16 protein-coding genes are annotated in these 21,686 nt (G+C 70.9%); 11 read left to right on the top strand and 5 right to left on the bottom strand.

Going from position 1 to position 21,686, the window contains the following annotated elements; translation table 11 throughout:
• Positions 1-59 precede the first annotated feature (59 nt).
• From lanM to ID810_RS00770, 5 genes are read left to right on the top strand one after another with little or no spacing between them, the layout of a single operon-like run.
• The gene (gene lanM, locus ID810_RS00790; protein ID WP_166857003.1) at positions 60-3,251 is read left to right on the top strand and encodes a type 2 lanthipeptide synthetase LanM; all 3,192 of its coding nucleotides are present in this window, start codon (positions 60-62) and stop codon (positions 3,249-3,251) included.
• Entirely contained in the window at positions 3,251-3,640 is a 390-nt protein-coding gene (locus ID810_RS00785; protein ID WP_166857001.1) for a hypothetical protein, read from the top strand. The genes lanM and ID810_RS00785 overlap by 1 nt, the downstream gene beginning before the upstream one ends.
• Positions 3,637-5,865, top strand: a complete 2,229-nt coding sequence (locus ID810_RS00780) for a peptidase domain-containing ABC transporter (protein ID WP_166856999.1) — start codon at positions 3,637-3,639, stop codon at positions 5,863-5,865. The genes ID810_RS00785 and ID810_RS00780 overlap by 4 nt, the downstream gene beginning before the upstream one ends.
• Positions 5,866-5,887: 22 nt before the next feature.
• Complete coding sequence (locus tag ID810_RS00775) at positions 5,888-6,871, top strand: ABC transporter ATP-binding protein (protein WP_166856997.1); 984 nt, start codon at positions 5,888-5,890, stop codon at positions 6,869-6,871.
• A gap of 1 nt (position 6,872) precedes the next feature.
• Positions 6,873-7,670, top strand: coding sequence for a hypothetical protein (locus tag ID810_RS00770; RefSeq protein ID WP_166856995.1), 798 nt, complete (start codon positions 6,873-6,875; stop codon positions 7,668-7,670).
• Here the strand turns inward: ID810_RS00770 and ID810_RS00765 are convergent.
• Complete coding sequence (locus ID810_RS00765; protein ID WP_166856993.1) at positions 7,660-8,310, bottom strand: HNH endonuclease family protein; 651 nt, start codon at positions 8,308-8,310, stop codon at positions 7,660-7,662. The genes ID810_RS00770 and ID810_RS00765 overlap by 11 nt on opposite strands.
• A gap of 119 nt (positions 8,311-8,429) precedes the next feature.
• On the opposite strand from ID810_RS00765, the gene ID810_RS00760 reads away from it, so the two are divergent.
• Both ID810_RS00760 and ID810_RS12615 read left to right on the top strand, forming a co-directional pair.
• Positions 8,430-9,041: a hypothetical protein gene (locus ID810_RS00760; RefSeq protein ID WP_166856991.1), complete on the top strand. Its 612-nt coding sequence runs from the start codon at positions 8,430-8,432 to the stop codon at positions 9,039-9,041.
• Entirely contained in the window at positions 9,025-9,882 is an 858-nt protein-coding gene (locus tag ID810_RS12615; protein ID WP_342355777.1) for an ImmA/IrrE family metallo-endopeptidase, read from the top strand. The genes ID810_RS00760 and ID810_RS12615 overlap by 17 nt, the downstream gene beginning before the upstream one ends.
• 24 nt (positions 9,883-9,906) lie before the next feature.
• Here ID810_RS12615 and ID810_RS00750 read toward each other — a convergent pair whose 3' ends face one another.
• Positions 9,907-10,656, bottom strand: a complete 750-nt coding sequence (locus ID810_RS00750; RefSeq protein ID WP_166856986.1) for an anaerobic ribonucleoside-triphosphate reductase activating protein — start codon at positions 10,654-10,656, stop codon at positions 9,907-9,909.
• A 65-nt stretch (positions 10,657-10,721) separates the two neighbouring features.
• Complete coding sequence (locus ID810_RS00745; protein WP_166856985.1) at positions 10,722-12,662, bottom strand: ribonucleoside triphosphate reductase; 1,941 nt, start codon at positions 12,660-12,662, stop codon at positions 10,722-10,724.
• Positions 12,663-13,241: 579 nt separating this feature from the next.
• On the opposite strand from ID810_RS00745, the gene ID810_RS00740 reads away from it, so the two are divergent.
• The 3 genes from ID810_RS00740 (at position 13,242) to ID810_RS00730 (ending at position 18,317) form a co-directional block, all read left to right on the top strand.
• Positions 13,242-13,919 (top strand): hypothetical protein, encoded by a 678-nt coding sequence (locus ID810_RS00740; RefSeq protein WP_166856983.1) that lies wholly within the window; start codon positions 13,242-13,244, stop codon positions 13,917-13,919.
• A gap of 80 nt (positions 13,920-13,999) precedes the next feature.
• Positions 14,000-14,956: an ImmA/IrrE family metallo-endopeptidase gene (locus tag ID810_RS00735; protein ID WP_166856981.1), complete on the top strand. Its 957-nt coding sequence runs from the start codon at positions 14,000-14,002 to the stop codon at positions 14,954-14,956.
• An 817-nt stretch (positions 14,957-15,773) separates the two neighbouring features.
• Positions 15,774-18,317, top strand: coding sequence for a DEAD/DEAH box helicase (locus ID810_RS00730; protein ID WP_166856979.1), 2,544 nt, complete (start codon positions 15,774-15,776; stop codon positions 18,315-18,317).
• A 16-nt stretch (positions 18,318-18,333) separates the two neighbouring features.
• On the opposite strand, the gene ID810_RS00725 is transcribed toward ID810_RS00730, so the two are convergent.
• Together ID810_RS00725 and ID810_RS00720 are read right to left on the bottom strand one after the other, a co-directional pair.
• Positions 18,334-19,749 (bottom strand): family 4 glycosyl hydrolase, encoded by a 1,416-nt coding sequence (locus tag ID810_RS00725; protein WP_166856977.1) that lies wholly within the window; start codon positions 19,747-19,749, stop codon positions 18,334-18,336.
• The gene (locus tag ID810_RS00720) at positions 19,746-20,495 is read right to left on the bottom strand and encodes a DeoR/GlpR family DNA-binding transcription regulator (RefSeq protein ID WP_166856976.1); all 750 of its coding nucleotides are present in this window, start codon (positions 20,493-20,495) and stop codon (positions 19,746-19,748) included. The genes ID810_RS00725 and ID810_RS00720 overlap by 4 nt, the downstream gene beginning before the upstream one ends.
• A 132-nt stretch (positions 20,496-20,627) precedes the next feature.
• Between ID810_RS00720 and ID810_RS00715 the strand changes: the two genes are divergently transcribed.
• Entirely contained in the window at positions 20,628-21,659 is a 1,032-nt protein-coding gene (locus tag ID810_RS00715) for a carbohydrate kinase family protein (RefSeq protein WP_166856974.1), read from the top strand.
• The last annotated feature ends 27 nt before the right edge of the window (positions 21,660-21,686 follow it).

Here is a 21,686-nt window from a genome sequence, read left to right as displayed (position 1 = left end):
CTGCGCGGCCCTGCGGCAGTCCCACGGCGAAGCCAACCACGCGCAGACAGGAGCAGCCCATGATCACCTTCGAGACGATCCCCTGGTGGCGGACCCTCACGATCCCCGAGCGCCTCGCCCTGCCCGGTGGCCCTGCCGACGTCGACGAGCTCCGGGCCGCCGAGCGAAGCGCGCGCTGGCGGGATCTCGCGGTCTTCCAGCGCACCTCTCTGAGCCCCGATGAGGTCCTCGCCCCCCTCGGCCTGGACGACCGCGTGCTCGCCGAGCTCCTCGGCGAGCCGGACGAGTCCCTGCGCACCCGCGCCGGGCTCGCCCGCCCCGAGTGGTTGGCGAGGGCCGAGGGCTGGTACCGCACCTGGGCGGCCCGGCCCGCGGGGAACGACCCCGACCATGAGCTCTACAACCTCGTGGCCCCCTTCGTCGAGGGCGCCGTCGCCGAGCTCCTGGACCGGCTGCGGGAGGCGGTCACCGAGCCGCTGCTCCTGAGCACCCTTTTCGCCGAGTCCCTCGTGAACTCCCTCCCCAGTGCAAGCCTGTCGTCGATCATCACCCCCTGTCTCGTCCAGGACATGCATGACCAGCGCCACCACGCGGACGGCCTCCTGCAGGAGGTCCCGGACGATGATGCCTACAGCGCCTACGTCGCCCTCCTGAACGAGGACCCCACGAGGACCCGTATCCTCGTCGACTACCCGCTCCTCCTGCGCGCAGTGGTGGGACGACTCGAGATGTGGGTGGAGAACCGTCTCGAGTTCGCCGCCCGCCTGGAGCGGGACCTTGGGCGGATCGTCGAGGAGCTCCTGGGGGGACGGCGCCCCGCACGGCTCACCGCGACCTTCGACGCAGGGGACTCCCACCGGCGCGGTCAGGCCGTCGCCATCATCACCACCGATGTGGGCCGCTTCGTCCACAAGCCGCACGAGCCGGCGATGGAGACGCTCTTCGATGAGCTGCGGGACCTCGTCACATGGGAGGCGCCGTCCCGGATCCGCACCGCCGCCCTTGTGCCGGGCGAGGGCTACTTCTGGCAGGAGTTCGTCGATACGGCCGAGGTGACGGTCGAGACCGCCCCTGCCATCGCCGAGGGGCTCGGCGCTCTCACCGCTCTCCTCCACTGCCTGCGCTCGAACGACTTCCATCACGAGAACGTGGTCCTGTCCGCGCACGGCCCCGTCCCGATCGATCTCGAGTCGGTCCTGCACACAAGCCAGGACTACCGGGCCGAGGACGGCACGACCAGGAACGTCGGCGCAACCGCCCTCAACTCCTCCTGCCTCGGCGTGGGTATCCTCCCCCACCCCCTGCTCGTCCCCGGGGCGCAGGCCAAGGGCGGGGCGGCGGATATCTCCGTCATCGGCTACACGCCCGGTCGCGCCGGCGGGGTGCGCATGCCTCACCTCGTCGGCATGGGCACCTCCGACATGCGCATCGAGTACAAGCAGGCCGTCTTCGACTCGGAAGCAACCTCCACGGGGCGAGAACTGCTTCACGGCCAGCAGGCGCCCTTCCTGCGGGGCTTCCGCGCCGCTTACGAGGCGGTGCGCTCGAGCGCCGACGCCCTCCTGGACCGCGTGTCCCACGCTGATGCGGCGAGCTCGCGCTACATCGCCAGGCCCACGATGGTCTACGGCAAGATCCTCGCCGAGTCCTACCACCCGGATTTCATGCGGGACGCGCTCGATCGGCACCTCGTCCTGGGAAAGCTGCTCGCGCACTTCATCGGGCGCCCCCATCGCAACGCCCTCATCGCCGCGGAGACCGCCGACATGCTCGTCGGCGACATCCCGGTCTTCTCCCTGGACCTGACCACCGGTGCGCTGAGGGCGTCGAACGATACGACGCTCGTGGGACGGATGCGCCCCCCGGCCCGGAGCCTAGAGATCTTCCTGGGCTCCCTGGGGCGGGAGGACCTCCGGCTCCAGGAGCACGTCATCCGCCTCTCCTTCGGCTGCCTGCCCGCCTCGTCCCCGCGCAACGACCCTGCGCTGCCCCCATGGCCGAGCGGGGGCGGCCTGTCCGACGACAAGCTGGAGGCCGCCGCCGCTCTCATCGATCGGCTCGAGGGCCTCGTCATCGGGGACGACGGACTCGGCACTCTCACCCTCTCCGCCCCGGCGCCCTTCCAGTGGATCATCACCCCCGGGGGCATCGACCTGTACTCCGGTTCGACCGGTGTGGGACTGGCGGCCCTCGCCGTCGCCGAGCTGACCGGATCGGCGCGCGCCGCCGATCTCGCCGCGGCGGCCCTGGCCGCCGCCCCGCGCTTCGCCGGGCTCGTGTCCAACGACGAGGAGGCCGTGCACAAGAACGTCCGGGACCTGTCCACCGGGGCCTACGGGCAGGTGTCCGGAATCGCACTGCTGACCGCGGAGGCGCACCGGCGCAGCCCCGACCCCTCCCTGCGCGAGGCGTGCGGGAGCACCGTGCGGATGCTGGGGCAGATGGGCGTCGCCGACCGCTTCCACGACATCATCTCCGGCAACGCCGGTGGGATCCTCGCCGCCGCCGCGACCGAGGACGTCGTTGGCCACGAGGAGGTCGCCCGGACCGTGCGCATCCTCGCCGACCACCTACTCGAAGCGGCCGTGCGCGACGACCACGGACCGTCCTGGCCGCAGGCCGACGACGGCACCAGCCTCCTCGGCTTCTCCCACGGCGCGACCGGTATCGCCTTCGCCTTCACCGTCGCCGCAGTCCTCCTCCACGACGAGTCCCTCCTCGAAGCGGCGGCGCAGGCGCTGGAGTGGGAGGCGCCCCGGATCACCGCCGACGGCGACTGGCCCGACCTGAGGCCCGAGGCGGCCGGCGACGGCGTCATGCGCGCCTGGTGCCACGGTGCACCCGGAGCGGGCTACGGGCGCGCGCTCATGCTCGCCACCCACCCCGGACTCGCCTCCCCGGGGCTGCACCGAGAACTGCGACTCGCGGCCGCCGCCACGCAGGAGACCCTGGACGCCCTGCTGACGGGCGCCCGGGACATCGGCAACGACTCCCTGTGCCACGGCATCGTCGGCAACATCCTGTGCCTGGAGGCCATGCTCGAGGTCCTCGCCGACCGCGACGAGGCCCTGGCCCGCACCGCGCCCTACTGGGAGCACCTGCTGCGGCGGGGAGGGCTCTGGCGCTCGGGGGCCCGTGACGGCGTCGCCGTGCCCGACCTCATGATGGGCGTGTCCGGGATGGCCTGGGGGCTCGCCTTCTCCGCCCGTCCCGCCCCGCGCCTGGACCTCATGAGCCTGGACGTCCGCTGATGGCCACGAGGACTCTGCTGCGCACCGAGGATGCGCGTCCCCGCGTGTACGAGGTGATCGCCTTCGCCCTGTCCCTTCTCATCGCTCTCGGCCTGGCGGCCCTGCCCCTTGAGCCCGAGTACCGGCTGGAGGTCGCCGAGGCCGTTCCCGGTCGCGTCGTCGTCTCCGCGGGCAGCGGAGGGGTGGACCTCGAACCGGGCGATGCGGTCGGCCTCGTGCTCCAGGGCGCCTCGCCCGACGGCGCAGGGGCCACCGTTGAGGCCGTCTCCGCCCAGCGCATCGTCCTGGCCACCGACGGGCCGGTCGATGCCGGTCGTCATGACGTCGTCGTCGTCCGAGCGCCCGCACGGCCGGCACTGGCCGCGCTCGTGGGCAGGATCCTCCGATGAGTGCGCCCACGAGGCCCTCCCGGCCGAGCCGTCCCCTGGGGGCGTCGGCGCGGCGCCGGTCCCTGCCCGTCGTGCTCCAGGCCACCACGACAGAGTGCGGCCTGGCCAGCCTGGCGATGGTAATGGCCCGCGATGGCCATTGCGTACCGCTGCACGAACTGCGATCGCGGGCCGGCATCGGACGGGACGGGGCCTCCCTGCTCGTCCTCAAGCGTCTCGCCGAGGAGGACGGCTACACCGCCCGGGCCTTCCGCGGCGGCCTCGGCTCCGTCGTCGACGGCCTCGGCCTGCCCCTCGTCGCCGCCTGGGACGACGCCCACTTCGTCGTCATCGAGCGCACCGTGCGCGGCGGTCTGAGGGTCATCGACCCGGCGATCGGCCGTACCACGATGACGATGCAGGAGGCGTCCACCCATTTCCGCGGCGTCGTGCTGCGACTCGAGGCGACTCCCGCCGTCGAGCGCCGCCACCCCCGCCGACAGAGCGCGCTCGGCTTCGTCGCGTCCTTCGTGCCGTCCATCGGCCCCAAGCTCGTCGTCATCTTCGCGCTGTCCATCCTGACGGCGTTCATCGCCATGCTGCCCGCCGCCCTGACGTCCTACCTGGTCGACTCGCTCGGCATGACGATCGGAAGTCGGCCCTACACCGTGATGGCGGTGGTGGTCGCCGGCCTCTCCCTGCTCCACTTCACCTCCTCGGCACTGCGCAGCGGGGTCATCATGTGGTTCGAGAAGCTCGCCGACGGGGAGATGACGGCCTCCCTCCTCGGGCACCTCATGCGCCTACCGCTGCTGTTCTTCCAGGCGCGGCCCGCGGGCGATGTTCTCATCCGGTTCTCCTCCATCAGCTATGTGAGGGACTCCCTGTCGGGGCGGATCCTGCCGATGCTCGTCGACCTCGTCTTCGTCATCGTCTACTCGACGCTCATCCTCACCTGGTCGCACACCCATCTGCTCGTCCTCGGCGTTCTGGCCGCCGTCCAAGCGGTCGCCATCCTCCTCTACGGCCCCCGGGCGAAGGAGCTCGCGGACCAGGAGGTCAACGAGATGTCGCGGACCCAGTCCGTCATGGTGGAGGCGCTCGGCGGCATGGAGACCACCAAGGCCCTGGGCACCGAGGAGCAGGTGCTCGCCGGCTGGGGCGGCACCTACCAGCGTCAGCTCAACCTCTCCGCCCGGCGCCAGCGCCTGGACAACCACCTCGCCGCGTTCCTATCGACCGTCGGCTTCGCCGGGCCGGCCATCCTCCTCCTCGTCGGAGTCCACGAGGTCCTCGCTGACCGCCTCTCCCTCGGTCAGATGCTCGCCGTCAACGCCATCGCGGCAGCCGCCCTCACCCCCATCCAGCAGATCGGCATGAACCTGCAGGTCATCCAGACGGTGAGGGTGCACCTCAACCGCCTGCACGATCTCCTCGACGAGGAGGTCGAGGACACCCACCCCGAGGGGATCCCCGCCGATCTCGGCCGGGAGCTCGTCCTGGAGGAGGTGTCCTACTCGTACACGAAGGATGGGCAGGAGGTGCTCTCCGAGGTCGGCCTGACCATCCGGCCCGGTGAGTTCCTCGCCATCGTGGGCCCCTCCGGCTCCGGCAAGTCGACGCTGTCACGGATCTGCCTGGGACTCGTGGAGCCGACACGGGGGCGAGTCCGACTGGGCGATACGCCCCTGTCCGACGTCGATCTTCGCTCCCTGCGACGCCAGTCGGGCATCGTCACCCAGGGCTCCACCGGATTCGCCGGCTCCATCCGGGCCAACGTGCGGGTCGGGCGCAGCTGGGTCACGGATGAGGACGTCGTGCGCGCCCTCGAGACCGCCGCCCTCGGCGAGGAGGTGTCCCGCATGCCCCTCGGCCTGGACACCCCGCTCGGGGAGTCGGGCCAGGGCCTGTCCGGCGGGCAGTTGCAGCGGCTCGCCATCGCCCGCGCTCTCGCGGGGAGTCCGGGCCTCATCATCTTCGACGAGGCGACGTCGGACCTCGACGGTCCGGCGGAGGCCACGGTGTACGCGAGCCTGGCCGCCCTCGAGGCCACCCGGGTGGTCATCGCCCACCGGCTGTCCACCATCGCGCACGCCGACCGCATCCTCTTCCTCGTCGACGGGCGCGTGGCCGCCCTTGGAGCGCATGAGGAGCTCCTTGTCACCTGCCCCGACTACGCGGGCTTCGTCCGCTCCCAGATGGTCCGGGAGCCGGATCATTCGTTCCCGGCCGTGACCGGCCACTGATACCAGCGAAAGGAAAGAGAAGATGACACCGTCCGCAGTCATCGCCGGATCGGGGAAGGAGGCGCCCGTCGTGGCCGGTTCCGTCACGGCCGGCGAGGCCGACGCCCCGCGCCTGACCGCGACCGGGCTGTCGAAGAACTACGGGGCCTTCCGCCTCACCGACGTCGGCATCGACGTGCACGCCGGCAGGGTCCTCGGCTTCTTCGGGCCCAACGGCTCGGGCAAGACGACGACCCTCGCGATCCTCGCCGGCCTCGTACGGCCGGATGCGGGGAGCATCCACCGGGTCGCCGGACCGTCCGGCGCTGGACGCCAGCCGATGTCCGTCCTCCTGGACTCCTTCGGGCACAACCCCTTCCTGACCGGTCGAGAGCACCTGCGGACCGTCGCGCGGCGCTTCGGACACCCGGCCTCACGAGTCGACGAGGTCCTCGAGGAGGCCGGCATCGCCTCCGCGGCGCGACGCCGTATCGGCAAGTACTCCCTCGGTATGCGTCGACGCCTGAGCATCGCCGAGGTCCTGCTCGTCGACGCCGAGGTCGTCCTGCTCGACGAGCCGACCAACGGGCTCGACCCCGATGGGATCGTGTGGCTGCGGCGCGTGATCCGCCGGATGGTGGCCGAAGGACGCGCCGTGCTCCTGTCCTCCCACATGCTCAACGAGGCCGAGGGTCTCATCGACGACGCCGTGTTCCTCCTCGAGGGCCGCGTCGAGTGGGCAGGGCCGTACCAGGACGTCGTCACCGCCGTGGCCGAGCGCTACGTCGGACTGCGCAGCACCACGAATGTCTTCGAGCTCGCCGAACACCTAGCCGCCCGCGGGGTCGACGTGCTGCAGGCCGGCCCCGACGAGCTGGCCGTCAGGGTCGAGCAGGTCCCGCAAGCCAGGAAGGCGGTGGCCGAGCTCGGCCATGGCGCGTCCATCGTCGACCTGGGGCGTCCGAACCTCGACCTCGTCTACCACCTCATCCGCTCGCACGGTCTTCGCAACCAGGAGGTCTCCTAATATGAACGAGTTCCGCTCCCAGCTCGGAGGCGTGGTCCGCGACCGCGCCGTGCTTCTCACCTCGGCCCTCATCGGGGTGTTCCTCTGGGGGCTGTGCGCCCTCATCACGGCCAATGTGGCGCGCGGCTACGGCGCCGGGCAGACGACCGACGTCGCCATGGGGTACCTGTACTCCTACGTGGGCCGCTCCGGGTACCTGCTGCCCTTCCTCATCGGCGTGCTCGTCGCGACCCAGATGTTCCGCCACCACACGGTGGCCCGGCTCGTCTTCTACGGCTCCTCGAGGCTGCGCATGTACACCAACCAGGCGGGCTCCGGCCTGGTGGTCGCTCTCATCGTCGCCGCGGTGGTGGTCCTCGGGGGCGTTGCTGCCATCGCCGGGGTCCTCACGGCGATCGGGGAGGAGACGGCGCTCGATGATGGGACCTACTGGCTCATGTCCCTGCGAACGATCGCCGTCTTCGCGCTGTGGGCCCTGATCGGTTTCGGGCTCGGGATGCTGGTGCGCAACCAGGTGGCGGCTGTCGTCATCGTGTTCGTCTTCGCAATGCTCATCGAGCCGACCGTCACCGCGATCTGCAACGAGTCCGAGAGGATGCAGAGAATCGGGCAGTACCTGCCCGGCGGGGCCAATTGGTCCGCCGTCTGGCCCGTCGAGGCGGGGTCGACCAACACCTCCGAGATGGTCCAGGCCGGGCTGAGCTGGCAGGGCGGACTGGGAGTGCTCGCCGCCTACGCGGCGGTGCTGCTCATGGCCGGCTATGCGGTGAGCCTGCGGAAGCGGGACATCACTGCCTGAGGATCCAGGGCCCTGGGCTCCGGACTCGGCGAGGACCCGGGCGCGCAGGACGTCGAGGGTGGAGCCGGCGGGCGGGCGGCACGATGCGGTGGACGTGACCGGCCGGGACGGGCCAGATCCGGCTGATGGCGTCGATGAGGCAGCCGGTGCGCCCGCGGATGTCCTCCTCGGTCCAGGCGTCCGGGTGGGCCGTGGTGACGGCCCGGGTGGTGAGCAGGAGCGTGGCGTCATCGATGGCCCGGCGTTTGTCCGGCCAGGCGCTGTTGGACAGGGAGGAGTTGAGTCGCTGCGTCATGAGCGTGAGGTTGCCGAGGGTGTGGAGGAGATGGTCGCGGCGCCGGGCCGCGGCGTCATCGGCGGCGATACGGCCGTCCGGATCCCAGCGCAGACGCCATTGCTTCGGCAGGAGGTGCTCGGCGGTGCCGACACCCCGCACGACGGGGGTCTCGGAGCGGCGGTGTCCGTGGGGGTAGCCGCGCTGTTCGTCTTCGACGGCCTCGAGGAGCATGCGCAGGCGGGCGCGGACGAGGGTGGTGTAGACGCGCTCGTCGACAAGCGCAGTACGCAGCTCGACGTCGTCGGGCCAGTAGGAGACGGTGGCGATCTGCGAGGCCAGGAGCTCCTCGATGGCGTCCCCCATGGCGGTGGGCTGCTCGGCGGCGGTGCGCAGAATCTGGTCGACGACGAAGCGGTTGGCGTCCTGCGACAGTTGAGCATCTCGAGGGCGGTCAGCTCGTCGGCGGGACGGGTGGAGGCGGCATGGAGTTCGGCGTAGCGGGCGGCCGCGACGGCCATGTCCTCCAGGACCGCCGTCTCCGCGCCATCAGTGGCGAGGGTGTGGCGCTTGAAGACGGCGAAGGTGACGCGGGCGGGGATGACGGTGCGGGTGCGGGCGGTGAGCCACCAGTTGAGGAAGGCGACGGAGCGGAACTGCATGGTGCGTCCCACCCCGATCTCCTCCTCCCAGAAGGGGGTCTCGAAGGGGGACCAGTAGCGCTCGTAGAGCTCCTCGGTGCTGCGGGCGTGGGAGTCGAGGCCCTGGAGGAGGAAGTTCTTGACGAGGCCCATCGCGGTGAGCGGGGTGCCGCGGGCGTTGAGGGTCTCGACGATGGCCTGGGCGTCTTCCTTGGTGTCGAGGCGGATGGTGACGAGGACGAGGCCCTTGGTGATGACGCCACGCAGGATGGTGGCCCGGCGCTCGAGGTCGGCCCGAGTGCGGCCCCGGTCGGGGCCGGGGCTGTCGGCAGCGCCGTCGGGTTCGGCACCATCGGGTTCGGCGAGCCAGGCGGCGATGGCCTGACGGAGGTAGGCGTCGGCCCGGGCGAAGGGGGAGTCGCGTGCGGCGGCGCCGTGGATGCTGCGGGCCGATGATAGGCCCGGGGTCCGCGCGGCACGGCACCGCGCACGGCTCAGCGTCGCGGGCCTGACCCAGGCATGCCAAGTCACCACACGTACCGTCAGCTCGTGGGAGCGGGAGGGCGCCCCGGCCGCTAAGGCCTCCCCTCTGGCGGCGACGGCGATGCCGGAGGCCTTCTTCCCGCGAGCGCCGGCGGAACCCGTCGCGCAGGAGGCCGTCTTCTTCCGTGCGCAACGGCGGGCCGGCGCCCCGTTGCTCAAGCGATCGACGTCGGTGGCATTCCTGAGCGCGGACTCCTACGGGGAGGTCACGCAGCGGCTGCACCTGCCGACCATCGACGTCCCGGTACTGGACGGCGACTCCCCGGAAGCCGCAGCCGGTGAGCTGCGCCGCGCCTGGCGCGTGGGGGCCTGGCGCGTGGGGACGGGACGCGCTGCCGAACCTCACCCAGCTCGCCGAGGCCCACGGCGTACACGTCGTGGGCCTGCCGGATCCGGAGGAGGAGGTGGACGCCTTCAGCTTCTGGTCCGATGGTCGCCCCTTCGTGGTCCTGGCACGGTCGAACGGCGGAGCGCGCGCTTCGACCTGGCGCACGAGCTCGGGCACCTCGTCATGCACTCCGACACGCGCAGCGGCGAGCACGTGACGGACCGTCGTCTGGAACACGAGGCGAACCGTTTCGCGGTCGAGCTCCTGGTGCCGCGGCAGACGCTTCGGGCGTGCGTGACGTCGTCGGTCGGCCTGGAGGCGCTGCGCACCAGGGGCGCGTCACCCGGGTCGTGGGCCGCATCGATAGGGCAGCGCCCCGAGGACGTCCGCGCCCTCACCTTCGGCCAGATGATGCTGGCGGTGTAGACGTCCAGACCCAATCCACCCCGCTCAGGCGGGCCGGTAGGTGAAGCGCTCCCAGCCCATCGCCTCGATATCGGCGGCCATGCGCTCGCACTGGGCGTCCCAGCCGGGGGCCGCCACTGGGAAGGTGCCGCTCGTGCCCCGCCCACGCGCCTGCTGCAGCGCGTAGACGCGCGCCCCGGCCTCGTGGACCCGGCGGGCGACCTCCACGGCGTCGTCGGCGGTGACGTCACCGGGCACGGCAGTGGTGCGCACCTCCATATCCGTGCCGGAGGCGAGCAGGACCTCAAGCGAGTCCCACACCTTCTGCGCGGCGTTCGGCCTGCCAACCACCTGCGCGTAGTGCTCGGGCAGGGCCTTGACGTCAAGACCCACCCAGTCGACGAGCCCGTCCTCCACCAGGTCCCGCAGGCGGCGCGGGTACATGCCGGCCGTGTGCAGACCCACCTGGAAGCCCATGTCCTTGACCTCGCGGGCGGCGTCGGCCAGGCAGTCCTGGCGCAGGGCCTCACCGCCGGTGAAGACGACGCCGTCGAGCAGCCCCCGCCGTCGGCCGAGCAGGTCACGGACCTCCTGCCAGGCGACGGCGCCGGGGGTGCGGGTGTCGATGAGGTCGCGATTGTGACAGTAGAAGCAGTTCCAGGGACAGCCCTGCGTGAAGATGGTCGCGGTGAGGTGGTCCGGCCAGTCCACGGTGGACATGGGAACGAGCCCCGCGATGACGAGGCAGTCAGCGGGGCGGGCGTTCGACGTCGGAACAGCGGCGGCGTGAGTCATGCTGCGATGAGGCCGACCCACCGTCGTCGGCCCCGGCGGTGGGGACGACGGCGGGGGCGTACCGCTCAGGCGCTCACGGCCGTCAGACGGGAGGTCGCCCGGCCGTGCCCGGTCGCAGCGCCCTCGGTGAACATCGTGCGCTCGGCGTACTCGCCCTTCTTGCCGATGTTGAAGGACTGCACCGGGCGGAAGTAGCCCATGACGCGCGTCCACACCTCGCACTCGACGGGCTCGGAGCCGGGGTGCAGCGCGGCGCACGTGGGGCAGGTCTGGTGCTCGCCGGCGAGGTAGCCGTGGGTCGGGCAGATCGAGAAGGTCGGCGTGATGGTGATGTACGGCGAGCGGAAGGCCGTGAGCGAGCGCCGCACGAGCTCCTTGCACGCCTGGGCCGAGGAGATGCGCTCGTTCATGTACAGGTGCAGGACGGTGCCGCCCGTGTACTTGGTCTGCAGCTCCTCCTGCATCTCCTGGGCGAGGAAGGGGTCGTCCGTGTAACCGACGGGCAGCTGGGAGGAGTTCGTGTAGTACGGGTTGGAGTCCGTGCCGGCCTGGAGGATGCCGGGCAGACGCTTGCGGTCCTCCTTGGCGAAGCGGTAGGTGGTGCCCTCCGCCGGCGTGGCCTCCAGGTTGTACAGATGGCCGGTGGCCTCCTGGACCTGAACCATGCGCTCGCGCACGTGGTCAAGCAGGCGCACGCACATGTCGTGCCCGCGCGGGTCGGTGAGGTCGTAGGCGTCGGCCGTGAAGTTGCGGACCATCTCGTTCATGCCGTTGACGCCGATGGTCGAGAAGTGGTTGTCGAGGGTGCCGAGCCAGCGCTTGGTGAAGGGGAACAGGCCCGCGTCGATGTGGTGCTGGATGACCACACGCTTGAGCTCGAGGGTGTCGGAGGCGATGTCGATGAGGCGATCGAGGGCGGCGACCAGGCCCGCCTCGTCGCCGGCGTGGAGGTAGCCCAGTCGCGCCATGTTGATGGTGACGACGCCGACGCTTCCGGTCTGCTCGGCGGAGCCGAAGAGACCGTTGCCCCGCTTGAGCAGCTCGCGCAGATCGAGCTGGAGACGGCAGCACATGGAGCGGATCATGCCCGGGTCGAGCTCGGAGTTGATGAAGTTCTGGAAGTAGGGCAGGCCGTACTTCGCGGTCATCTCGAACAGCAGGTCCGCGTTACTCGAGTCCCAGTCGAAGTCCTTGGTGATGTTGTAGGTGGGGATGGGGAAGGTGAAGACGCGCCCGTCGGCGTCACCTTCGGTCATGACCTCCATGAAGGCGCGGTTGATCATGGCCATCTCCTCGGCGAGCTCGCCGTAGGTGAAGTCGCACAGCTCGTCACCGATGAGGGGGTGCTCATCGGCGAGGTCGGCGGGGCAGGTCCAGTCGAAGGTGAGGTTGGTGAAGGGCGTCTGGGTGCCCCAGCGCGAGGGGACGTTGAGGTTGAAGATGAGCTCCTGCATGCACTGCAGGACCTCCTCGTAGGTCATGGCGTCCAGGCGGACGAAGGGCGCCATGTAGGTGTCGAAGGAGCTGAAGGCCTGGGCGCCGGCCCACTCGTTCTGCAGGGTGCCCAGGAAGTTGACGATCTGGCCGACGGCGCTGGAGAAGTGGCGCGGCGGGTTGCAGGCGATCTTGCCGGGCACGCCGTTAAAGCCCTGCTGGAGAAGGGACTTGAGGGACCAGCCGGCGCAGTAGCCGGCGAACATGTCGAGGTCGTGGATGTGGATGTCGCCAGTGCGGTGGGCGTCGCCGGCGGCCTGGGAGTAGATCTGGCTCAGCCAGTAGTTGGCGATGACCTTGCCGCTGGTGTTGAGGATCATGCCGCCCAGTGAGTAGCCCTGGTTGGCGTTGGCGTTGACACGCCAGTCGGAGCGGTCCAGGTACTCGGTGATGGTGGCGACGGCGTCGACGACGGGGCGCGAGCCGTGGGCGACGGCGGAGTCGGCTGAGCCGTGGGCTACGAGCTCGGGGTGGGCTGCTGCGAGGTGCGCGTCGGTCACGGGTCTCTCCATCGGTGCGGGGGTGGATCGTGGTTGTGCGGCGGTCGTCGGAGCGGGCCCTGTGCAGCGGCTCGGGGTGGTCCGGGGCGGCGTCGTCGGTCACGACACTACAACCGAAGTACACGGTTGTGACACATCATCCGGTGGTCAGAATGACCGTTGACCACAAGATGTTGTGGTGTAGCAAGATGCTCTCACAGGAACAGGCAGTCCTTTTCGCCTGTATTCCGCGGCAGGGGGAGGCGGCAACCCTGGGGTCGCATAAGTGATGGGCATCACATGATGGTGTCCTGGCGTGTCCGCGTGTCGCACCCAGGACAACGTAGGTGGCCACGGACAACGTGCTGCTCCGGTGTACTGAGCGGACAGCCCGGTTGAGGCACACAGGTGGTCCATCCAGCAATAGGTTGTCCTGCTGCACGCACGTCGCCCGACGGCGGGCTGTCCACCGGCGGCGGGCACGTTGTCCTGCTGCACGCCGTCGGCGGCGCTCACGTCACGTCAGCACACGAGAGGTCAGCACAACGTCCGATTCTCGACACTCGCCCGTGGTACCTTCCGATCACCGACACTCGTCCGAGAGGAAGAACCATGGCCGCACACGCCGCGCCTCAGCGCCTTCACCGCGAGGAGTCCGACGTCGCAGCACGGCTGGCCGCGCACGGACTCGCAGGTATCGACCTCCCCGCGATCTGTGTCGAGGGCTTCAAGGCGGCCCTCGCCCAGCACTCGCCGTTCGACCCCGTCACAGCCTTCGGGTACCAGCGTTGGGCCAAAATCGTTGAGGCCCTCCGAAGGGCACTGGATCAACGCAGCTGGCAGTCATTCGACGACGAGGGCGCCGCTCGGTCACTCTCGCCGCACGGACAGATCGTCATCGCGGCCGTTGGCGGCGACGAGGCGACCGGGACCGGGCGGCAGCCGTCGAACGCCCGGGCCAAGGGACGGGTGCTTGAGCGCGAGACCCGTGACAATGCCGAGGCTCTCAGCCTCTCACCCACACAGCAGGTCCTGTTTGACAGCAGGTTCCTCGGCGAGGACGCAGTACTCCGGGGGCGCCAGACGTGGATACTTCTGTACTTCTGGGACAAGGCCGCCCATAGCATCCGGTGCGAACTCTCCCTGCCCGTAGACCTGGAGGACGGCAAGGTGACACGGTGGGCCGAGCGCATCATTCTGCCCCCGGCCTCTCTGACGGACGTCGTCCTGGACGAGGCCCTCTCCGGCCAGCCGGACGACGATGTCGACTTCGAGATCCGGGCGATCTGATGCCGATCGACGGCGCACGGATCCGCGCGGCGCGGCACCGCTCCCGACTCAGCGCCGCCGGCCTGGCCAAGGCCTGCGGCGTGAGCGAACGTTCCGTTGGCTCATGGGAGCGGGCGGGCGCCCCGACGGCGAAGGTCCCCCTCCTGGCGGCGGCGACGGCCATGCCGGAGACCTTCTTCTTGCGCGCCCCGGCGGAGCCCGTGGCGCAGGAGGCGATCTTCTTCCGCGCACGACGTCGCGCGGGCGCCTCGTTGCTCGGGCGATCGACGGCGGTGGCCTTCCTGGGAGCGGACTTCTACGGGGAGCTCATGCAGTGCCTACGCCTGCCTGCCGTTGACGTCCCGGCACTGGACGGCGCCTCCCCGGAGGAGGCTGCCGCTGAACTACGCCGCACCTGGCGCGTGGGCACGGACGTGCTTCCGAACCTGACCCGGCTCGCCGAGGCCCACGGGGTGCGCGTCGTCGGCCTGCCGGACCCGGAGGAGGACGTGGACGCCTTCAGCTTTTGGTCCGAGGGGCAGCCCTTCGTGGTCCTGGCGCGGTCGAAGACGGCCGAGCGCGCGCGATTCGACTTGGCGCACGAGCTCGGGCACCTCGTCATGCACTCCGACACACTTGACGAGCGCGTGACGGACCGCCAGCTGGAACACGAGGCGAACCGTTTCGCAGCCGAGCTCCTGGTGCCGCGGCAGACGCTTCGGGCGAGCGTGACGTCGTCGTCGGTCGGCCTGGAGGCACTGCTGGACCTCAAGACACGATTCGGCGTGTCCGCACGGGCGATGGCCTACTCGCTCAAGGACGCGGGCCGTCTGTCCGACTGGGCGACGCGCCAGGTCCTCGTCGAACTCGAGCGCCGGGGCTTTCGCGCGGGAGAGCCCGGCAGCCACCTGACTTGGGAACGGTCGCGGGTCTTCGACGCACTGCCGGAGATGCTGCGCGCGAGGGGCATGTCGCCGGGGTCGTGGGTCCGCGCGATCGGGCAGCGCCGCGACGACGTCCACGCCTTCACCCTCGGCCAGATGATGCTGGCGGTGTAGGGGCCCGGACGACGGCCGCCATGGCGCAGTGACGACGAGGAGGAGCTACTTCCGGCGACGTCCTGAAGGTCCTGCGCGCCTGAGACCCCCTCTCACCACCGCCCCCAACTCCCTCGGTTTGCTGTCGGGAGTGCGGTGTTGTGTCGTTGTGGTGTCGTGGGGCATTGGTGGCGGTTCTGCCTCAAGGGCGTTGGTGGCGGTTTGGGGGTTTGTGGGGGTGGGGTTTCTGGTTGGTCGTGGTGGTGGTGTGCTCCGGCACCCTGCCGTGCTGAGCCCGTGACGGTTTGAGCCTGGTGCCGGCATCCGTCGGCGGTCGGCCGGCGAGGCTGGGGGCGTGCCCCGCGGGGTGGCGGCAGGGGGGTGTGCACGCTCATGTGACGGTTGTTAACGGTTGCACTGGGGTTTGCGGTGGTGGCCCAGGCTCCCATGTGCGCGGGCGGCCTTCGTGCACATGGGAGCCGGCGCGCTGGAGGGCACCGGTCGACAAACCCTAGCAATGGCGCCGTTGCCGACGGCTGTCGAAAACTGTGAGCGTGCAAGCCCCACCCCCGGGCCCCGTGGCGCCCGCGCGCACCGTGCTGGTGTGATCACCAGGATCTCCTCCAGGGCGCTCTCACCGCGGCGGACTTGGGCACACACACAGCAACAACCCCCGAGCGCCGCCAATGTCCTGAGGCTCGAAACGCCGCCAATGTCCTGACACAGAACTGCCACCGACGTCCTGAGACACCACAACGGCGTTTGGCCGTACGTTGGAGAGCAATCCGAGGAGTTCGAGGCGGTACGGCACACGAGGCGGTACGGCACACTGGCACCCGTGCCGTCCTCTCCCGTTCCGTCCCCCGCGCCGCACCCGCCGGCACGCGACCTCACGGGCCTGCTGGAGTCCATCGGCGCGCGCGACGGGCGCCTCATCCACCTTGAGCGCACCCCCGCCCGTCCCGGGCGGCACGGCCACTGGCCCGTCTGGGCGGATGCGGACCTTCTGGCCGCCTACGCGCGCCTGGGCGTCACTCGCCCCTGGTCGCACCAGGAGCACGCCGCCAACGCCGTGCACGGCGGCCGCCACACGGTCCTCGCCACCGGCACCGGCTCGGGCAAGTCACTGGCCGCCTGGCTGCCGGCCCTCTCCGACGTCCTGGCCGCCCAGCGTTTAGACGGCGACGCCCCGTCCGCACGAATCTCCTCCTACGGGCAGCGCCCCACCACCCTGTACCTGTCCCCCACCAAGGCCCTGGCCGCGGACCAGGCCGCCGCTCTGGAGCGGCTCGTCCACGAGCTCGAGTCCCTCCAGCGCGAGGCCGGCACCCCCGCCGGGTCGGTGCGCACCGTGCGCACGGGCACCTGCGACGGCGACACCCCCCTGCCCGAGCGGGACTGGGCCCGGGCGCACGCCGACGTCGTGCTCACCAACCCCGACTTCCTGCACTTCTCCCTGCTGCCCGGCCACGAGCGGTGGAACCGCTTCCTGCGGTCCCTGCGCTACGTCGTCATCGACGAGTGCCACGCCTACCGCGGTGTCCTTGGCGCGCACGTCGCCCTCGTCATCCGCCGCCTGCTGCGGCTCGTGCGGCGGCTGCGCCCGGACGGCCTGGGGCCCGTCGTGCTGTGCGCCTCGGCGACCGCCGCCGAGCCCGCACTGACAGCGGCGCGCCTCATCGGGCTCGAGGAGTCCGCCGTCGTCGCTGTCACCGACGACGGCGCCCCCACCGGTGAGCACACCCTCGCTCTGTGGCAGCCGGCCCTGCGCGACCCGTGGGCAGCCTGGGAGGGCAGCGAGCCGGGCGGGCCGGGCGCCGTCGGCACACCGGAGATGACAGCCGGGCCGGACTCCGACGACCCGACCGAGGATCCGTCGGCGCGGCGCTCGGCCGTCGTCGAGGCGGCCGAGCTGCTCGTCGACCTCATGAGCGTGGGTGCGCGGGCGCTCGTATTCGTGCGTTCGCGTCGCAGCGCGGAGGTGGTCGCCGAGCGCGCCCGTCACAGCCTGGGCCTGAGCATGCCCGAGCTGGTGCCGACGGTGCGCGCCTATCGGGGCGGCTACCTGCCTGAGGAGCGGCGCGCGCTCGAGCGCGACCTGCGGGCCGGCGCCCTGCGCGCCCTGGCCACCACCAACGCCCTCGAGCTCGGCATCGACGTCACGGGACTGGACGCCGTCCTCATCGCCGGCTGGCCGGGTACGCGCGTGAGCCTCGGCCAGCAGGCCGGGCGCGCCGGCCGGGCGGGCTCGCGCGGGGTGGCCGTGCTCATCGCCTCCGACAACCCCCTGGACAACTACCTCGTCCACCACCCCGAGGAGGTCTTCGCCGCCCCCGAGGCCACGGTCTTCGACCCGGCGAACCCCTACGTCCTGGCCCCGCACCTGTGCGCCGCCGCCAGCGAGTCGCCCCTGCGCGTCGAGGACCTGGCCCTGTTCGGGCTGCCGGACGAGTCCTTCCTTGAGGACCTGGCCGCGCGCGGCGCGCTGCGTCGTCGGCCCACGGGATGGTTCTGGAACACGGGCCTGCCCGGCCGCGCCCAGGACCTCACCAGCCTGCGGGGCGACGGACCACCGGACGTTCCGGTGGTCGAGGCCGCCACCGGCACCGTCATCGGCACGGTGAACGGGGCCGCGGCCGACTCCACAGTCCACGAGGGGGCTATCTATGTCCACCAGGGACGCAGCTACGTCGTCGACGCGCTCACCGAGGAGGCCGCCGTCGTCACCGAGAGGCGGGCCGTCGGCTACCGCACGCGGGCCCGCGAGCACACGAGTGTGCGCATCATCGCCGAGCGCGAGCGCCAGCAGTGGGCCGACGGCGTCACCTGGTCCTTCGGGTCCGTGGAGGTCACGAGCCAGGTCGTCGGCTACATCACGCAGGCGCTGCCCGGCATGGAGGTCATCTCCCAGCACGGCCTGGACATGCCTGAACGCGTCCTGCCGACGGCCTCGGTGTGGTGGACGGTTCCCGCCCGGCTCACCGAGGCCGCGGGGCTCACGCCCGCCGAGCTGCCCGGGGCTCTGCATGCGGCCGAGCACGCGGCCATCGGGATGCTGCCACTGCTGGCGACCTGCGACCGCTGGGACATCGGCGGGCTGTCCACGGCCGTGCACCCGCAGACGATGGTGCCCACCGTCTTCGTGCACGACGCCCAGGCGGGTGGGGCCGGCTTCGCCGAGCGCGGGTACAGGGCCGGGCGCGAGTGGCTGACGGCGACGCTTGCCGTCATTGAGGGCTGCGGCTGCGCGGCCGGCTGCCCGTCCTGCGTGCAGTCGCCCAAGTGCGGCAACAACAACGAGCCCCTGGACAAGGCCGGGGCGGCCGTGCTGCTGCGGCTGCTGCTGGCCGCCGAGGTCGCGCGCGGCGCGGCACCTCAGTGACTCGCCGATCAGCCGGTCAGCGACGGCTGAAGACCTCAGCAACCTGTGGGTTCTGGTCGAGGTAGCCGTTAAGGACGTCGCGGGCGACGTTGACGGAGTCGACCAGCGGGTGCGAGGCGAGGGCGCGCCACGCCAGGGTGCGGTCACCGCTGAGGGCGGCGTCGACGACGAGCTCCTCACAGCCCTTGACCGTTGTCACCAGCCCCAGCTCGGGGCCGCCGAGGGTGGCAACCCTCTGGGGGTGGACACCCTCGGCGTCCACCACGCAGGGCACTTCGATGACGGCGTCCTCACGCAGCTGGGGGATGATGAGGCCTGCGCCGTCAGCCGCGTCGGCGTTGCCGACGTCGAGAATCATGCGCGCGCTCGCCCCGGTGGACACGGCCGTCATGAGGTCGAGGGCCACCTGCTGGTAGCCCCCTCCGGCGATGTCCTCCTCACGGCGCCCTGCGCGCTCGGACTCGTCGCGCGACTCGGCCATGTAGGTGGCCTCGCGCTCGCTGTGGGCCTCGATCCACAGCCGGCCGGCACTACCCGGCTCCTTCTCGGCGGCCTCGTAGAATGCACGCTGCTGGCGCTCGAGGAACTCTCCGCGGGTGTGCTCCTCGGCCAGGATCCGGGCCACGGACTCGCGGTTGAGGTAGTAGTAGAAGAGGTACTCGTTGGGGAGCATTCCGAGCGTGCGGATCCAGTCGACGCCGATGGTGCGGGCCTCCTCGATGTGGTCGAGGGCAGCGTCGTCGGCGATGAGCCCCGGCAGGCGCTCCTGTCCGCCGAGACTCAGGGACCGCAGCCAGCCGAGGTGATTGAGGCCCACGTAGTCGAAGTCGACGGTGTCCCCGGCCGCGCCCCCGATCACCGAGACACGGGCCGGGTCCGCGCCGAGGGCGGCGGTCACGCGGCGCACGAGGCCGATCGGGGTGTCGCAGATACCGACAACGCGCGCACCGAGGACCGTGCGCATCGCCTGGGTGATGATGCCGGCGGGGTTGGTGAAGTTGATGACCCAGGCCTCGGGGGCAAGGTCCCTCACCGCGCGTGCGAGCGCCATGGCTGGCGGGATCGTGCGGAAGGCGTAGGCATAGCCGCCCACGCCGACCGTCTCCTGGCCGAGGACGCCGTGGGCAAGGGCGACACGCTCGTCGACGACACGGCCGTGGGCGCCGCCGACGCGGATCGCAGAGAAGATGAAGTCGGCCCCGGCGACGGCCTCGCGCAGGTTCGTCGTCGAGGTGATGGTGGGGGCCTGCGGATAGTCGAGGTCGGTGAGCACGGCGCGCATGACGTCGAGGCGGCGCTGCGAGGAGTCGTACAGGCACAACTCGTCGACGATGAGCCCCGGGTAGGTGCCGGTACCGGCGCGCGCCTGGGCCAGGACCTCGGCGACCTGGGGGACTCGGAACCCGCCTCCACCGGCGATGACGAGCTTCATGCGAGCACAACCTCCGTGCTGGTGCCCGCCAGCGTGTCCAGCGGAGCGGTTGAGGGATCGGCCGTGGTGATGACGGCCTGAAGGTCGGTGACGGGAAGGACCGGCAGGAGGCCCGACCCTGGGAACTTATCGGCTGTCGCGACCAGGACGGTGCGCTCGGAGGCGGCTCGGATGGCGTGCTTGATCGGCACCTCGGTGCCGGTGGAGTCCATGACGGTGCCGTCCGTGCGCAGCCCGGAGGTGCCCAGGAAGGCGATGTCGGCGCGCAGCTGGGCGAGGGCCTGCTGGGTGAGCGCGCCCACGAGTGAGAGGTAGGAGGAGCGCAGCAGCCCGCCGAGGACGATGAGCTCGACGTCGTGGTCCCCGCGCAGCTCATCGACGACGGCGAGGGATGCGGTGACGACGGTGATGGAACGGCCTCGCAGGTGGCGGGCGACAGCGGCACAGGTCGTACCGATGTCGAGGACAACGACGTCGCGGTCCTTCACCATGGCGGCGGCCGCCGCGCCGACGCGGTCCTTCTCGTCTGCGGCGCGGGCGGCCACCTGGGGGAAGGGCAGGTCGTCGGCCTCGGGGGCGCCACCCCCGCGCACGCGCTGCAGCAGCCCCGCCTTGTCCATCTGGTTGAGGTCCCGTCGGATCGTCGAGGGTGAGACCTCAAGGTGCTCGGCGAGCTCGCCGACGGAGGCGCCGCCGTGCGCGCGCACCATCTGGAGGATGACGGACTGGCGTTGCTGAGCGATCATGATCATAGAGTAGCGTGATTCGATCGCTATTTCAGTCAAAGCTGAGCAAAATCATCTATATATGTGCAGAAGCGTTGTAGACTAGGACCCACGCCTTGTGATGCAGGTCGCTCAGGCGGGAAAGGGGGAGCCATGATGGCCCAGGCAGCCGCCCCGGGTGGTGCACCAACCGCCCTCCTGCCGATGGCGCCCAGCACGGCGCACCCCGTCGTCGCCGTCGGCCCCGTCTTCCTCGACGTCATCATGACCGGCCTCAGCCACGCCCCGCGGCCGGGCGAGGAACAGTGGGTGAGCGGCTGCGCCCTCATGCCCGGTGGCGCCGCCAACCAGGGCGTCGCACTCGCCCGGCTCGGGCTGCCCACAGCCCTGCTCTGCTACCTCGGCACCGACGCCGCCGGCACCCTGGTCCGCTCCATGCTCGAGCGGGAGCACATCGACCTGGGCTGGACGGACGCCGTCGAGCAGCAGAACGTCACCACATCCCTCGCCTTCGACGGCGACCGTGCCATGACCACCGTCGGGCGCGACGACGCCCCCTCGCTCGCCGCCTTCGCCCAGGCGAGCACAGTCCCGTCCGCCGTCGTCACCGACCAGCGGGCCGTCACGGCCGACGCCGCCATCCTGACCGCCTGGCGCAGCGACAACCCGCGCCCCTGCGTCGTCTCCGACGTCGGCTGGGACCCCGCCGGAGCCTGGGACCCCGCGGACCTGGCTCGACTCGACCTCGTGGACGTCTTCACCCCCAACGAGGGTGAGGCGACGCGCTACACCCGCACGACCACCGCCGAGCAAGCGGCCTGCGCACTGGCCGAACGGGTCCCCCTGGCTGTGATCACCCGCGGCGGGCACGGCGTCGTCGCCTGCGATGGCAGCACGCTCGTCACCCTCCCGGCAACACCCGTGCGCCCCGTGGACACGACAGGAGCAGGCGACTCCTTCACGGCGGGGCTCGTCTGGGCGCTGTCCCACGGGCTGGGCCTGCGGGCGGCGCTGAGCGCGGGCTGCCTGACCGCCTCCTGCACCCTCGGGCGTCCCGGCGGCTCGGCCAACGCACCAACCCTCACCGAGGTCGCAGCCCACGCCGACTCACTCGATCTCAGTGACGACTACGACCTCACCCTCCTCGACCTCATCAACCGCACCACGAACTCGACCAACCGCTGACCCCACCACCGACCGCGGAGCCCACCG

Source organism: Actinomyces respiraculi, assembly GCF_014595995.2.
Lineage (GTDB): Bacteria > Actinomycetota > Actinomycetes > Actinomycetales > Actinomycetaceae > Actinomyces > Actinomyces respiraculi.
This window is presented reverse-complemented; position numbering and strand designations above follow the sequence as displayed.